This window comes from Neolewinella maritima (genome assembly GCF_923081025.1).
Lineage (GTDB): Bacteria > Bacteroidota > Bacteroidia > Chitinophagales > Saprospiraceae > Neolewinella > Neolewinella maritima.
Map to the genome: position 1 here is coordinate 1,964,249 of NZ_CAKLPZ010000001.1, position 16,022 is coordinate 1,980,270.

The following is a 16,022-nucleotide window of genomic DNA, read 5'->3' on the forward strand; positions in this document are numbered from 1 at the left end:
TTTGAACCATGGATAAACTATTCCTTCCCCTCCTGCTTTGTACGCTGCTAGTGGCTTGTGCCCGCGAAACCAATCCGACAACTATGCGCAGTACCGACTACCCGAACCTGCCGGTGACCTACCCCGAGACCCGTACCGATGGTACGGAAGACGACTATTTCGGCACCACCGTAGCCGATGAATACCGCTGGCTGGAGGACGACAACAGTGCCGAAACCAAGGCCTGGGTGCAGGAAGAGAACAAGACCACCTTCGGCTACCTGGAGCAGATCCCGTTTCGCAAAGACATCGAGGAGCGGCTCACCGAGCTAGTCAACTACCCCCGACTATCGAGTCCCTATAAGGTAGGTAAGTACTACTTCTACTCCAAGAACGACGGACTGCAGAACCAATCCGTGATCTACTATAAGGAGGGTATGGACGGCGAGGAAATGGTCTTCATCGACCCCAACGCCATCAATGAAGAGGGTACCACCAGCATCAACCTGCTCGGCGCCGATAAGGACAACCGCTACATGGCCTATAGCCGCAGCGACGCGGGCAGCGATTGGACCAAGATCTACATCCGCGACATCGCCACCAATACGGATATGGACGACGAACTGGAGTGGGTCAAGTTCAGCGGAGCAGGCTGGTACGGCGACGGCTTCTTTTACAGCCGTTACCCCGCGCCCGCCGCAGGTGACGAGCTTAAGGGCAACAACACCCAGCACTCCGTCTACTTTCACAAACTGGGAGAGCCGCAGTCTGCCGATCGCCTGGTCTACGAAGACCGTGCCAATCCGAACTACTACCATTACGGTGGTACGACCGAAGACGAGGACTACTTCATCATGTACGCCGCACCGGGTACGGACGGCTTTGCGACCTACTACCTTCCCCTGGACGGTAGCGGCACCCTTCCCAGCAAGATCGAGCCCATTGCCCTGTTCGATGATACCAAGAACAAGAGTCAGGTCATCCACACCGCCGGTCGTGAATTCTGGGTACACACCGACATCGGCGCACCCAACTACCACCTGGTAAAGATCAACCTGGACAAGCCCGGCAAGAGCAACTGGACCGAAGTGATCCCCGAGGCCGAAAACCTGCTGCAGGGCGTCAATACCGGCGGCGGCTACCTGTTCGCCAACTACCTGGAGCAGGCCACGGACCGCTACTACCGTATGGACTACAACGGCGATAATAAGACCACCATCGAGCTACCCGGCGTAGGTTCCGCGGGGGGATTCAGTGGTAAGGAGGACGAGAAGCAGCTGTTCTACGTCTACACGAGTTTCATCTACCCGCCCACCATTTTCGCATACGACGTCGATATGAACGAGAGCGAGCCCTTCTTCCAACCCGAGCTAAAGTTCGACCCTACCGACTACGAGGAGAAGCAGGTGACCTACACCAGCAAGGACGGCACCGAGGTGACCATGTTCCTGGTGCACAAAAAGGGCCTGGAACTAGACGGTATGAATCCAACCTACCTGTACGGCTACGGGGGGTTCAATATCAGCCTGTCGCCCAGCTTCAGCGTCATGCGCCTTCCCCTGCTGGAGAACGGTGGGGTGTTCGCTATGGCTAATCTGCGGGGCGGCGGCGAGTACGGCGAGGCCTGGCACAAGGCCGGCATGCTGGAGAACAAGCAGAATGTATTCGACGACTTCATCGCGGCCGGCGAGTACCTGATCGAGCAGGGCTACACCAGCAAGGAAAAACTGGCTATCGCCGGCGGCTCTAATGGCGGACTACTAGTAGGAGCGGCCATGACGCAGCGACCCGAGCTATTCGCCGTAGCCTTCCCGGCCGTAGGCGTGATGGACATGCTACGCTATCACAAATTCACAGTAGGTAAGGGGTGGATCCCCGAGTATGGCAGCAGCGAGGATTCTACGATGTTTCCGGTACTGCGCAAGTACAGTCCGCTGCACAATCTGGAACCGGGCACCCAGTACCCCGCTACCATGATCACCACAGCAGACCACGACGATCGCGTAGTGCCCGCCCACAGCTTCAAGTACGCTGCTAAACTGCAGGCCAGTCAGGCCGGTGAGAAGCCCGTGCTCATCCGCATCGCCACCGACGCCGGTCACGGGGCCGGTAAGCCGATCTCCAAGACGATCGAGGAGCAGGCCGATATGTGGAGCTTCTTTTTTTACAATACTGGTACCCCCGTCCAGTATGGAGTGAAGGGCTAGAAGGTGAATTATTTAGTTGCGGCTAGGGCTACGTCCAGACTGGTCCTCCAGGTCTGGTAGGCGTCCTCGAGCGCAGACCGCTGGTCCTCGCTGGGCACGATAGTAGTTAGCACTTCCTGTCGGCCCACCGCGGAGGCTAGGTCGGGGGACAGACCGGCGGCAACCCCGGCAGCCAGGGCCGCGCCCACTGCTCCATTGGTGTTGTGCACTTCGATGCGGGCCCCGGTTAGAGTAGCCACAGTCTGCGCAAATACGCTGCTCTGAAACATATTGTCGTTGCCTACGCGGATGGTGCTCAGGTCCACACCCAGCTCCTTCATCACCCGCATGCCGTACACGAAGGAGAAGGCCACCCCCTCGATGCCCGCACGCACCAGGTGGGCGCGGGTATGGCGGTTGAAGTCCAGCCCGAGGAGTTGCGCGCCGATGTCCTGGTTCTGTAGCATGCGTTCCGGTCCATTGCCGAAGGGTAGGAAATGGAGTCCTTCGCTTCCGGTGGGGATGGTCGCAGCCATCTCTTCCATTTCTCCGTAAGTAGTGTTCTCGCCGCAGACCTGCTGGCGGATCCAGCGGTGGGCGATGCCCGTACCATTAATGCACAGCAGAATACCGATGCGGGTCTGCTCGCTACCGTGGTTGACGTGAGCGAAGCTGTTCACCCGCTGATCCGGGTCGTAAGCCAGCCGGTCAGTCACGCCGTACACCACCCCGCTGGTGCCCGCCGTAGCCGCTACCTCCCCGGGATGAATGACGTTCAGACTCATGGCATTGTTCGGCTGATCACCGGCGCGGTAACCCACGATCGTTCCGACGGCAAGCCCCGTCTCTCCGGCTCCCTTTTCGTTCACTTTCCCCTGTACGCCCACGGCGGGGACGCGGGTGCAAAGCTTAGTTGCATCCAGCTCCAGCTCATCCAGGACCAGGCTGGCTAGTTTGTTGTGCTTGAAGTCCCAGAGTACTCCCTCGCTGAGTCCCGTAATGGTGGTGGTGGGCTGGCCCGTGAGGCGTAGCGCGATGTAGTCGCCGGGTAGCATGGCGTACGCGCTACGCTGATAGTTTGACTGCTCATTTTCGGCTACCCACTTCAGCTTGGCGGCGGTGAAGTTGCCGGGGCTGTTCAGGCAGTGGCTCAGGCAGCGGTCTGCACCGATACCGGTAAATGCTGCGGCGCCGATCTCTACGGCCCTGCCGTCGCACCAGATGATGGCCGGACGTACCACCTCATGCTCCGCATCCACCAGTACCAGACCGTGCATCTGGTAGCCAATGCCTATCGCTTTGATGTCTTCGCTGTGCACCTGCGGCCGCGTCAGGAGTTGCTGGGTGCAGTCTACCACGTAGCGGTACCAGAGTTCAGGGTCCTGCTCGGCCCAAGCCGGCTGGGGGGCCTGCATCGTCATCTCCTCCTGTGGGGCCTGGACGCGGGCTACGGTGCGGCCGGTGTCGGTGTCCACCAGGGCGGCCTTTACGGAGGATGAGCCGATGTCGTAGCCGATGCTGTAGGTAGCCAAGGTAGAGGGGTTTGAGGGGGTTAGAATTAGCCAATGTACGGTAATCGCCTGCTTTACTAACAGAACATCCGCACCGCCGCCACCGGTTACCCTACCAAAGCTTCTCTATGTCCCTTCCCTCCCCCGTTATCGTTGCTGGTGCCACCGGCGACCTCGGTCAGCGTATCGCCCTCGCCCTACTCGCACAGGGGGCCAGTGTACGGGCGATCGTGCGCGAAGGCACCGATCCAGCGCGTACGGCGGCGCTGGTCAGTGCCGGGGCTGAGATACGATCGGTCGACTTCGGGGACATGAGCTCCCTCACCGAAGGGTGCCGCGGGGGAAGCTGCGTAGTGTCCGCGCTATCCGGCCTACGCGAAGTGATCATCACCGCCCAGACCAACCTACTGGAAGCAGCGGTCGACGCTGGCGTGCCGCGCTTCATTCCCTCCGATTTCTCGATCGACTATACTACCCTACCACGGGGGACTAACCGAAATCTCGACCTGCGCAAGGAATTCAATGGCATGCTCAACGTGGCCCCAATCCGGTCCACCTCTATCCTAAACGGCATGTTTGCCAATCTCCTAACGGGGGAGGCCCCGCTAGTGGTCCAAAAATTTCGCCGGGTCGTCTACTGGGGGGATGCCGACCAGCCGCTCGATTTCACGACCATCGCCGATACGGCGGCCTTCACCGCCCGTGCCGCCCTGGACCCCCACACCCCGCGCTACCTGCGTATCGCTGGTGATACGCTCAGTCCGCGCGAGCTACAGGCAGCCGCTACCCAAGCCTTCGGAGAGGAGTATAAGCTGCAGTGGGCCGGTAACCTCACCGCACTGACCACGCTGATCGACCTCACACGCATCTTCGCTCCCGGCCGAAAGTCAACCTACCCCGCCTGGCAGGGGATGCAGTACATGCGCAACATGCTCAGCGGACGGGCTAAATTGCACGATCTGGCGAACGAGCGGTACCCGGATATGACGTGGACTTCAGTGATCGAAGTGCTGCGCCGCAGCCGTACCGAGCAGCTAACCCCCGCCGAAGTGACCCCGTGATTCAGTCTTCCCACCTTCCCGTCGGCGCCGAAGCGCTCCTCATCGCCCTGGCCACGCCCTCGCCGCAGGGGCCCATCGGTATTCCCGTACTGCTGTGGGGTCGCCCCGGAGTGGGGAAGTCGAGTTTTATCGAAGGGCTGGCTGATGAGGCACTCCGGGTGACCACGCTCATTGCCTCCATTCACGACCCTACGGACTTCAGCGGTTTGCCGGTGCTGGACAAGGGCGAAGTGCGGTACGCCGTACCCGAGTGGGTCGGCGAGTTCAGCGGCTACCCGGCGGGCATTTTGTTTCTGGATGAACTGAGTACGGCCCCGCCGTCGGTACAGTCGGCCCTGCTGCGGGTAGTCTTCGAACGCCGGGTAGGCTTTCACCCCCTGCCGGATACGGTACGCATTGTCGCTGCGGCCAACCCTCCCGATCTTATGGTAGGAGGCTGGGAGCTATCCCCTCCCCTGCGCAACCGCTTCGTGCACCTACAGTGGGATATTCCCGAAGCCCTCTACATTCGCTCCCTGACCCAGGGCTGGGAAGCCGGTAGTTTGCCCAGCGTAGATCGGGAAGAGCACGCCCAGTGCCTACCTGATTGGAAGCTCAAGATCGGCGCCTTCCTGCGCCTGCGGCCCAATAGCCTGCATAGTAGTCCGGAAGACAATCCCTACGGCTTTGCCAGCCCCCGCAGCTGGGATTTTGCCGCCGCGCTGCTTTGCGCCTGCGACCTGCTGGGCTATTCGCTGTCTGCAGGAGATGGCCGGCAGCAGACCGTGATCTTACAGCTTCTTACCGGCTGCCTAGGGGAAGCCACCGCCATCCCCCTACTGGAGTACCTGACCAACCTACGCCTACCCGATCCGCGCGCCGTACTCGAAGGCCGTACGGAAGTTGATATTACCGGCTTGGACGACGCCGAGCTGTACGTCGTCTTCTTCAGTCTCAACGCCTACGTGCTCCGCGCACTCGACACCCCCGAACTGATGTCCTATTCGAGCATTTACCTGGCGCTCACGCAGCAGGTGTTCCAGGACGGGCGGCGCGACATCATCTTCGTCCCCCTCAAGGAACTGGCGCGCGCCGGCTGGCTCAACAAACTGGCGGCGCGGTCGCAGGTGCAGGGCAACGGACAGGGCAGCGCACTGCTTACCCAGGTGACGGAAGTATTCAGTGATCCGGCCTTCAGCGAGTTCGTCGATGTCCTCAGTTGATGACTATGCGGAGCTGGTGGAGCACATTCGCTTCGCCCGGGCGTATGCGGCCGAGGTGCTGCCCTGGTTTGCGCCGGCCCTGTTTAGGAGCCGGATCATTGTCACGCCTAGGGTAGACGTAGCGGCCATCGATCTGCACTACAATGTTTACTGGAATCCGGAGGTCGTCCGCAACATCTGGTTCAACAACGACCGGCGGCGGGCGCTGAGCGAGCTGGCCTTTCTGTGGGTCCACGAGACCAGTCACCGACTGCGCCAGCACGCCGAGCGGGCGGGTGGCCGCGACGCCCGCCGCTGGAACATCGCCTGCGACTTCGAGATCAACGATAGCGACTGGGCCGGACTCCACATGCCGACGGCCTACCCCGGTATGCTACCCGAGCAGTTCGGCTTCGGGCGCGGACTCCTGGCCGAAACCTACCTGGCCGCGATGGATGCCGGCGGTCAGACCTACGAATTCACCATCGACGAGGGCAGCGGCGTTCACGGGCAAGCCCGCCCCTGGGAGGCCGGGGACCGGCAGGAATTGAGTCCGCTAGATGAAGAGATCCTGCGTAGGGAAGTAGCCCGCCGTACGCGGGACGCCGAAGGCAGTGGTATACCGGGCGGCTGGCGCGACTGGGCCGCCGAGGTGCTCGGCAGCCGCACCAACTGGCGGCAGCGCCTCGGCCACCGCATGAGTGTAGCCATCCAGCGCGGCGTAGGTAGCCGGACTGATTACAGCTACGCCCGCCCCAGTCGCCGGCAGTCGGTCTACTTTCCGATCCTACCGCCTAGCCTGACCGGTGATCGCACCGCCCGCATCGCCATCGTGGTGGATACCTCGGGATCCATGCAGGCGGCGGAACTGCAACGCGCCCTCGGTGAGGTCGCGGCCGTGATCCGGCAGTTCGACTACCCCGTAACGATCATTCCCTGCGACATCCAGGCGTACGAACCCGTACGCCTGTTGGCTGCCGAGCATGCCTACCAGCTCACGCACTTGCCGGGGGGCAGCGGCACCGATATGAGCGCCGGTATTTCCGCTGCTTTGCACCTGCGGCCGCGCCCGGATGTGGTGCTGGTACTGACGGATGGGGTGATGGACTACCCCACGACGGGCTACGCTGTACCCATCGTGTTTGGCATATTCACCGTGGCGGACGAGACACCCCAGCTGCCCCCGGACCCGCCCTTCGGAAAGGACCGTGTGGTGCTCATCTAATATCGAGTGTACGACGTTGTTAGTGCTGCTATGCCCCCACCGTTCTCCCTGACGCTTCCTACTCCATTCGGTCCGGCCGCCTTCGGTATCGAGCTGACTGAAAGCGGACGGGTGACCGCCATACAGCTTCCCTTAGAGGGCCTGCCGGAGACGGTCTATAAACTCACCTACGGGGCCAGCTGGCGGGATGCGCGGACGTATTTTTTACGGCTATCGGAGACGCTGACGTACCGAATCGAAGCCAATCTGTTCGCCACTGCCCCGGTGGAGGAGCTAGCACCACTCGTGGCACACTACAGCGAACATGCCGCGCCTAGCGAGCCGGTGACGGACTACGCGACCTACTGGGCCACCCACGCCCAATGGATCCAGGTATTTGCCTTCCGACAGCGCCGGGTAGATAAGGTGCTGCGCAAACTAGCCCGCTTAGATGATCGGCAGCAGCTACAGGGGCTCGAACCGCAGCTGTTCGATTATTTGCTCAACCTGCTGCCCCTGGAATTTACCCGGACCTCGGAACTGGTGTACGAAACGATCGGCAACTTCCGCACCGAGCGAGCACGCACCTATTTGTTGAGCGAGTTGGAACGGGAGGGACGCCATCCATATACGGCTAACCTGCTGCGGGGCCTCGAGCACTACAGCGACGACGCGACGCGGGAACGGCTGCAGACGATCTACCAGCGGGCCACCTTCGGTGACGAGCAACTTACACAGTATATCCGCGGCCTTACCCGCTTTGATCGGGATGCCGTGCTACCGCATCTTCTGGCTATTCTGACGGAGCATGGTGGTGAGGTCGAGGCAGTATGTACTGTTCTTTATGACTTCGGTTACCCTACCGACTTCATTGCTGGTCAGATCATTAAGCAGTTCGAGCGGGAGCAAGACTACTATGTGCTGAATGACTTACTACAGGCCGCCCTATCCGTCGAGGGACCACTCCATATCGACCTAGCGGCCATGAACGAGAAGGTCAGCGCAGCTACCTATACCGACCTGCCCCCCGTGAACTGGCCGCAGCAGCTCGAGTCCGGCTGGCGCGAATTGGTCCGCCGATCTAGCTACCAGCAAGTGATGGCAGTAGTGAGCGATTCCCTGATTTCTCCCGTACCCCGCCTGCAGCGCAATGCAGTCCTTCAGCTCAAGGCCTACCGGGAGGACGCTACGGATAACCCACCCCTGCCCTACCCTATCGAGCAGCGGATGCGCGAGCTGCTGGCCTCCCGCTACGATAAGGTGTACGTAGAAATACTCAATATCCTGGGTAGCCGTCCGACACCGGAGTTACGCGAGCCGGAGCAGATGCTCGACGCCATCATGGCCATCAGTATCGGATCCCGCTACCGCTTCGTGGTGCTCAACGCGCTGCGCCGAGTGGGGCATACGCAAGTCTTACGGGACCGTGCCCGGCGGTACTACACCGCCATTAGTGCGGGGACGCAGGATGCGGAGCTACGGGAAAAGGTAACCGCCTGGCTTCCCTTTCTGGAGAAGTACCTAGGGGATATCAGCAGCATCCGGGAAGTCCTACTAAGCAGCGGTAAAAGCGGTGCTGCCGGCTAGCTCGGTAAACTGTACCGGCAGTACGCCGGAGCCTCCCTGCTCGGTGGTGTACACGCCGTAAATGGTGTCTACCGCCTCCATCGTAAGCTTGTTGTGGGTGACGATGATGAACTGGCTGTCGCGGCTAAACTTCTTAACGATCCGGTTGAACTTGGCGATGTTGGCATCGTCCAGCGGGGCATCCACCTCGTCGAAGATGCAGAAGGGGGCCGGCTTGAGTAAATAAAGAGCAAAGAGCAGGGCTGTAGCCGTCAGGGTCTTTTCACCCCCCGATAGCTGATTGATGGTCTGCGGCCGCTTACCCTTGGGCTTAGCGACGATCTCTATACCGGACTCCAGCGGATTCTCGGGGTCCAGCAGGATCAGGTCACAGTTGTCGTCTTCGGTGAACAGACTCCGGAACACATCGATGAAGTACAGCCGCACCCGGTCGAAGGCATCGAGGAACTGCACCGTAGCGGTGTCTTCGATCTCCTGGATGGTCTTGATGAGGGTGTCCTTGGCGGCAAGGATATCGTCGCGCTGGGCGCTGATGGTCTCGTGGCGCTCCTTCATCTCGTCGTAAGCCTCCACCGCCAGGGGGTTCACCTCGCCGTAGTTACCGATCCGGCTACGGAGTCGATCCACCTTGAGTTCGAGATCGGGTACGGTACCGGTCCATTCTTCGATCTCGATCTCAGCGAGCTGGTCTAGCGTCAGGTCGAATTCGATGCGCAGGCGCTCCTCCACCGCATTGATGCGGAAGCGTACGTCGGTGAGCTTTTCCCGAAGTTGGTTGACGCGGATCTGGGCATCCTGCCGCTGCCGATTTTCGCGACGCAGCTGATCCTCGTAGCCATTGATCGTAGTGCGGGCAGCGAAGTAGGCTTGTTCGGCATCATTGAGCGTAGCCTGGTAGGCGGCCTTATCGGCGTACAAGCTTTCCAGATTGCGCTGCAGCATGATCTCCTGCTCGTCGAACTGGCGGGCCTCCCGGGCGAGGTCCTTGAGTTGCTCGCGGTTGGCGGTGACCTGCTGCGCTACCTCCTCCCGGCGGTTGTGGCGAAAGGCCAGTTCCCGCTCCAGATTCTGTACCTGGTTCTGCTGCTGGATGTACTGGATGTTCTCCTGGTTGTACGTAGCGCTGGCCGCGCTGAGCGATTCGCTGAGCCGGCGGTAGGTTTCGTCGGTACCGGATACGGCGTCGCGCAACGCCTCGATACGGTCGGTGAGCGCAGTGAGCTCGGCCTCGATTTCCTGGTTGGTACGTTGCAGGGTTTCGATCTCGGCGGCGAGCCGCGTATTCGTAGCCGTAGTATCGGTGTCGAAGCGGGTAAAGCCGTCTACCCGCGCCTGGAGTCCGGCCCGCTGCTGCTGAAGCTTACTGAGGGCACGCTGCTGGTCCTGGATGTCGCGGTCCAACCGCTGCTCCCGCAATTCCTTCAAACTGCGTCGCTCGGCCGTGAGATTCTGTTCGATGGTCGCTGCACTGGCCTCTGCACTGCGGATGTCCTTCTGCAGCACTTCCAGGTTTTTCTTACGACCAATCTTCTTGCCCTCGAAGAGTCCAAGTGATCCGCCCGTAAGGGCGAAGGGGCGGCGGATGTAACGGCCGTCCGTAGACAGGATCGTTTGTCCGTTGCTGGGTGCGTCCGGCAGTTCGACTGATGTAGCGACGTAGACCTCCTGCAGCAGGCGATCAATCAGCGGTTGGTACACCGCGTCTACCGTGATTACTTCAGTAGCCGGGCGGGTGCCGGGCGGGGAGGCTGTGGGGTCAACGGAACTGGCCGCTTGCGGCACCGCTTCGAGGATGAAGAAGTTTGCCTTTCCCTTCTGCTTATCGCTCAGCAGTCGGATGGCGGCCAGGGCTTCATCTACTGTGGCTACCACGTAGTAGTTGAGATAGGGCTCTAGGTAGTTCTCGACGGCCGCCCGGTAGCCGGGCTCCACCAGTACCAGATCGGATAGTAGCTGGGGGTCGCTCATCCACGAACGCTGCTTACTGAGGTAGCGGATCGATTCCGGGAAGCCCTCCAGGCTATCAATCATGCTCTTGGTGAGCTTGTATTCGTTGCGACGGGCGTCCAGGTTGCGATTGATGCGGCCGACCTCGGTCTGCAGGTGATCTACATTTGTTTCGGCGACCGCAACGGCTTCCCGGCGGGTACTCTCCTGGGCTTCGAGCGCCTCGATGGCATCCTGACGCGCTGCTTCGTTCGTGCCTAACTCCTGCAGGCTAGCTTCCAGGCTTTCACGCTCACCGCGGCGGTCGGCCATGTCGGCGGTGTTGCGCTCAACTTGAAAGCGGTAATTCTGTACCTGGTTGCCGTTGATGGCACGACGCTTCTCTAGCTCGAAGATGCGGCGCTCTTCGTCCTGCTGCTGGCGCAAGCTACTGTCCAGCTGGGTTTTGACACCCGCGTGTCCGGACCGTACTTCTTCCAGCTTGGTCCGGGCCTCGTCCAGGGAAGTCTGCCGTTCCTGCTGGGTAGTGTGAGCCTGTTGTAACTGCTCCTTGATGCGCTCGATCTGCTCGCCGTGCTCCGTAAGCTGACTGCCGGCGGTGGACAGTTCACCATCCAGCTGCTTAGTCTGGCGGGCCACAAAGGTCTTACGTTGCTGTAGCAGTTGCTTTTCGCTTTCGAGCGTGCGCAATTCGCCGACGAGGGCATTGAGCTTGCGTTGGCGTTCGCCCAGTAGCTTCTCCTTATCGAGGTGCTGCTGTCGGGCCCGTTCCAGTTCGGCATCCAGGCTTACGATCTTGGTGTCCACGGCGCGGTAGGCATCTTCGGCCTCCGTAGTTTCCTGCTGGACGCGGCTGTGGTCAATGCGGAGTTTTTCCACCCGTAGTCCGGTCAACAGCAAGCTCAGATCACGGTACTGCCCCTTCAGATCGCGGTACTTCCGGGCCCGTTTAGCCTGCTTTTCTAGACTACTGAGCTGTCCGGCGATCTCGTGCAGCACGTCCTCGATGCGGTCCAGGTCATCTTCCGTGTGCTTGAGCTTACGGAGGGTTTCTTTCTTGCGGTTCTTGTACTTACTCACGCCGGCAGCCTGCTCGAACATGCGGCGGCGGCTGTTGTCCTTGTCCGCCAGGATATCGTCCACCATACCCAGCGCGATGATCGCATAGGAGTTGGACCCGATGCCGGTGTCGAGGAACAGGTTACGAATATCCTTGAGCCGGCAGGCTACGCCGTTAAGTCGGTACTCGCTATCCCCGCTGCGGTAGAGCATGCGGGTGATGGTCACTAAGTTGTACTCCGTCGGCAGCAGGGCCTTATCATTGGTGAAGGTGAGGGAGACCGAGGCGAGGTTGCCGGCCTTCTTCTTCTTCGTTCCGTTAAAGATCACGGAGGTCATCTTATCCAGACGCAGCTCACTGCCTTTCTGCTCGCCCAGTACCCAGCGAATGGCGTCCACGATGTTGCTTTTGCCCGATCCATTAGGGCCCACGATGCCAATCACATCGGCATCGAAGTTCACCACGGTCTGCCCCGCGAAGCTTTTGAATCCCTTGATGTCGAGCTGCTTCAGGCGCATGGCGGGCCAAGGTACGCGTAGTGACGGATTCGATCAATGTAGGGGCGACTCCGCGTAAGATCAACGGTGCTGCTACAGGTGTCGGGTACGCACATAAAATTCCTTGTCCCGCACGCCGAAGGCCCTGACCAGCAGGGGGCTGACCACCACGACCACCCGCGGGTCGTAGGCCTGTTCGGGGATGCGGCCTACGACCCGGGCGTAGAGCGTCTTACGGCTGCGGGGATCCTCGATCTCCACCAAACTCCCCAGGGGAGCCGTGCGGTGGAGGACCATGAACTTGTTCTTGTCGCCACTACTGGTCCAGGCGGCTTTCCCGTTTGCCGTGTGGACTGACTTACCGGTCGCGCTCGTCTCCCATTCCGCGCGCAGGCTGTAGTTGCGCATGATGAAGGGGTCTTCCACGCGGAGTTGGCTATCGCGGGGTACCCCGTCTAGCCGTAAGTAGCCGATCTTGAGTACCTGTCCCGGACTCAGCTGCTGGGGGTCGAGCTCTGGATTCAGCTGCCGGATGAGTTGATCGTTCGGTTGCCGCAGCGTGCGGCGGGTGAGGCCGTAGAGCGTTTCGCCGGGCGCCATGCGGTAGCGTACGGGTACGAACCACGCCACACTGTCAGGGGTGAAGCTACTGCGCAGCGCCACGGGCGGGATGGCAACGGTGACCCGGGTGCCGGCCGTATAGCCCGAGCGCAGGGTCGGATTGAGTCGGTACACCTCGTCCAGGGTAAGGCCGTAGAAACGCGCTGCCCCGTAGAGTGTCTGCCGCGGCGCCAGGTAGTGATCGAACAGCAGCAGGCCGGATGCTGGGTCATGCCGTAGCACCACCGTATCGCGGGGAAGCAGAAAGTACAGGCTATCACCGGTAGCCGAGGCCGCAGGTGCCAGGAATAGAATAAGTAGGAGGGTGAAAAAGTACTGTGTCACGGTAGCAGACGTTGGGGTCAGTGCGACGACGAAGGTACGTCGGGTGGCCCAACCAAAAGGGCGTCACCTTGTTTCCAGTATGTAAGTGCCCCGGACGGCCGAATATTGTTAGCGTAACTCGGCGATTTGTCAGGCTTTTTTGACAGTCGCCCCACCCTGGCACAGTTCTTCCCCCTAGGCAGTAACTTTAGGGCACTGCCTGGTCTAGCGGATCAATTCACCGCATCTCCCGATAGCTATCGCAAGCGCCGCCCGCCTATTTAAGAAAACTCCAATATCTATTTAATGCCACATCCTCCACAGCGGGAATTCAATCCTGAAATAAAACAGGCCATGGCCCGGGGTAAGCAGGAAGCCGAAAAAATGGGTCACACCTACGTGGGTCCCGAACATCTGCTTCTTGGTGTACTCAGCATGGGGTCCAGCCTGGCTACCCGCGTTTTGCGCAACCTGGCGGTTGACATCGAGGCGCTGGCCGATACCCTTCGGGAAAATATCCAGCGCAACGGCGGTCAGGCCAGCAGCCACTCCATTTCGCGCCTTCCGCTCAGCGATAAGGCCGACCGCGTCCTGAAGGTCACCTTCCTGGAAGCCAAAGCACTGAAGACTTCGCAGGTCAGCCCCGAGCACCTGATCCTGTCTATTCTACGCAACAAAGAGCTGCCCGCCACGAAGATCCTGCGGCAGTTCGAAGTGGAATACGAAATTTATAAAGCAGAACTCGACTACGTGAAAGACGAAAAAGATTTTACCGAAGACGATACCCTCCCGATGAACCAAGCCCCCGGTGCCGGGGAAGAGAGCTTTGAGGACGATGACAGCGGACGCGGCGGACAGCGCGGCGGACGGGGTCAGGGTAACTCCAAGTCCCGCACCCCCGTGCTGGATAATTTCGGACGCGACATCTCGGCCCTGGCCGAGGAGGACAAGCTGGACCCCATCATCGGTCGCGAGACCGAGATCGAGCGGGTATCCCAGATCCTGAGCCGACGCAAGAAGAATAACCCGATCCTGATCGGTGAGCCCGGTGTAGGTAAGACCGCCATCGTAGAAGGTCTGGCCCTGCGCATCCGCGACCGCAAAGTGAGTCGTACGCTGTTCGATAAGCGTATCGTGATGCTGGACCTGGCCGCCCTGGTCGCCGGCACCAAGTACCGCGGACAGTTCGAAGAGCGGATGAAGGCCATCATGACCGAGCTCGAAAAGAGCCGCGATGTGATCCTCTTCATCGATGAGATCCATACTATCGTAGGTGCCGGTGGTGCTACCGGCTCACTCGATGCCAGTAACATCTTCAAGCCAGCCCTGGCCCGTGGCGAACTGCAGTGCATCGGCGCATCCACCCTGGATGAGTACCGTCAGCACATTGAAAAGGACGGTGCCCTCGACCGGCGCTTCCAGAAAGTACTGGTTAATCCACCGAGCGCCGAGGAGGCCGTGCACATCCTGCACAACATCAAGTCGAAGTACGAGGAGTTCCACAATGTGGACTACTCCGACGACTCCATTGAGGCCTGTGTAAAACTGAGCGATCGCTACATCACCGATCGCTTCCTGCCCGACAAGGCGATCGACGTGCTTGACGAGGTAGGTGCCCGCACCCACCTGAAGAACATCACCGTACCCGCCCACATCGAGGAGGTGGAGGGTAAGATCGAAGAGGTCAAGGAGCAGAAGAACGCTGCGGTCAAGAACCAGCAGTACGAACGTGCCGCTGACCTACGGGACCAGGAATCCAAGCTCCAGCGCACCCTCGAGGATGCCAAGAAGGAGTGGGAGGAAGAGTCCAAGACCAAGCGCTACCCGGTCGGCGAAGAGGACATTGCCGAAGTGGTCAGTATGATGACCGGTATCCCGGTACGTCGCGTAGCTCAGAACGAGAGCAAGAAGCTCGTCGGCATGGAATCTGACCTACAAGCCGTCATCATCGGTCAGGACAACGCCATCACTAAGGTGACCAAGGCTATTCAACGCAACCGTGTTGGTCTGAAGGATCCCAGCAAACCTATTGGTACATTCATCTTCCTGGGCCCCACGGGGGTTGGTAAGACGGAGCTCGCCAAGGCACTGGCCAAGTACATCTTTGACAGCGAAGAAAGTCTGATCCGCATCGACATGTCGGAGTACATGGAGAAATTCAGCGTCAGCCGGCTCATCGGCGCGCCTCCCGGCTACGTCGGCTACGAAGAGGGTGGACAGCTCACCGAGAAGGTACGGCGTAAGCCCTACAGCGTGATTCTGCTCGACGAGATCGAAAAGGCCCACCCCGATGTGTACAATATCCTGCTGCAGGTGCTCGACGACGGTCAGCTCACCGACGGTATGGGACGCAAGGTGGACTTCAAGAACACCATGATCATTATGACCTCCAACATCGGCGTACGCCAGTTGAAGGACTTCGGTCAGGGCGTAGGTTTTGCTACCAAAGCCCGTACCGAGAACGCCGAAGAGAACTCCAAGGCGGTCATCAATAACGCACTGAAGCGGACCTTCTCGCCCGAGTTCCTTAACCGGATCGACGATGTAGTCATCTTCAATAGCCTGGGTCAGGACGAGATCTTCAAGATCATCGACATTGCCCTGAGCGATCTGTACAAGCGACTGACCGGACTGGAATTCAGCCTGGCTTTAGACGAGGACGCCAAGAAGTTCGTAGCCGAGAAAGGCTTCGATCCGCAGTTCGGTGCCCGTCCGCTTCACCGGGCGATCCAGAAGTACATTGAGGATCCCCTCGCGGAATTCATCCTGAATCACAATCCCGAAGGCGGCTCCAACCTGATGGCGAAACTCAACGAGGCCGGCGACGGACTGGTGATCACGCAGCAGGAAGCCGTTACTTCCGAAGAGTAGTTTTACGTCGCAGT

General features: G+C 60.0%; 9 protein-coding genes. 6 read left to right on the forward strand and 3 right to left on the reverse strand.

Annotated features, from left to right (window positions below; genetic code table 11):
• Window positions 1-8: 8 nt before the first annotated feature.
• Complete coding sequence (locus MJQ68_RS08180) at window positions 9-2,186, forward strand: prolyl oligopeptidase family serine peptidase (protein ID WP_238750546.1); 2,178 nt, start codon at window positions 9-11, stop codon at window positions 2,184-2,186.
• A gap of 8 nt (window positions 2,187-2,194) precedes the next feature.
• Here the strand turns inward: MJQ68_RS08180 and MJQ68_RS08185 are convergent, their stop codons facing one another.
• Complete coding sequence (locus tag MJQ68_RS08185; RefSeq protein ID WP_238750547.1) at window positions 2,195-3,697, reverse strand: xylulokinase; 1,503 nt, start codon at window positions 3,695-3,697, stop codon at window positions 2,195-2,197.
• A 107-nt stretch (window positions 3,698-3,804) separates the two neighbouring features.
• Between MJQ68_RS08185 and MJQ68_RS08190 the strand changes: the two genes are divergently transcribed.
• From MJQ68_RS08190 to MJQ68_RS08205, 4 genes are read left to right on the forward strand one after another with little or no spacing between them, the layout of a single operon-like run.
• Window positions 3,805-4,737 (forward strand): NmrA family NAD(P)-binding protein, encoded by a 933-nt coding sequence (locus tag MJQ68_RS08190; protein ID WP_238750548.1) that lies wholly within the window; start codon window positions 3,805-3,807, stop codon window positions 4,735-4,737.
• On the forward strand, window positions 4,734-5,939 hold the full coding sequence (locus MJQ68_RS08195; protein ID WP_238750549.1) for an AAA family ATPase: 1,206 nt from the start codon (window positions 4,734-4,736) through the stop codon (window positions 5,937-5,939). The genes MJQ68_RS08190 and MJQ68_RS08195 overlap by 4 nt, the downstream gene beginning before the upstream one ends.
• A complete protein-coding gene (locus MJQ68_RS08200) occupies window positions 5,926-7,143 on the forward strand; it encodes a vWA domain-containing protein (RefSeq protein WP_238750550.1) in 1,218 nt (405 codons plus the stop codon). The genes MJQ68_RS08195 and MJQ68_RS08200 overlap by 14 nt, the downstream gene beginning before the upstream one ends.
• 30 nt (window positions 7,144-7,173) lie before the next feature.
• The gene (locus MJQ68_RS08205; RefSeq protein ID WP_238750551.1) at window positions 7,174-8,709 is read left to right on the forward strand and encodes a hypothetical protein; all 1,536 of its coding nucleotides are present in this window, start codon (window positions 7,174-7,176) and stop codon (window positions 8,707-8,709) included.
• Here the strand turns inward: MJQ68_RS08205 and smc are convergent.
• Both smc and MJQ68_RS08215 read right to left on the reverse strand, forming a co-directional pair.
• Window positions 8,677-12,234, reverse strand: coding sequence for a chromosome segregation protein SMC (smc, locus tag MJQ68_RS08210; protein WP_238750552.1), 3,558 nt, complete (start codon window positions 12,232-12,234; stop codon window positions 8,677-8,679). The genes MJQ68_RS08205 and smc overlap by 33 nt on opposite strands.
• A 72-nt stretch (window positions 12,235-12,306) precedes the next feature.
• Complete coding sequence (locus MJQ68_RS08215; RefSeq protein ID WP_238750553.1) at window positions 12,307-13,158, reverse strand: LysM peptidoglycan-binding domain-containing protein; 852 nt, start codon at window positions 13,156-13,158, stop codon at window positions 12,307-12,309.
• 285 nt (window positions 13,159-13,443) lie between these two features.
• On the opposite strand from MJQ68_RS08215, the gene MJQ68_RS08220 reads away from it, so the two are divergent.
• Window positions 13,444-16,008: an ATP-dependent Clp protease ATP-binding subunit gene (locus MJQ68_RS08220; RefSeq protein WP_238750554.1), complete on the forward strand. Its 2,565-nt coding sequence runs from the start codon at window positions 13,444-13,446 to the stop codon at window positions 16,006-16,008.
• Window positions 16,009-16,022 lie beyond the last annotated feature (14 nt).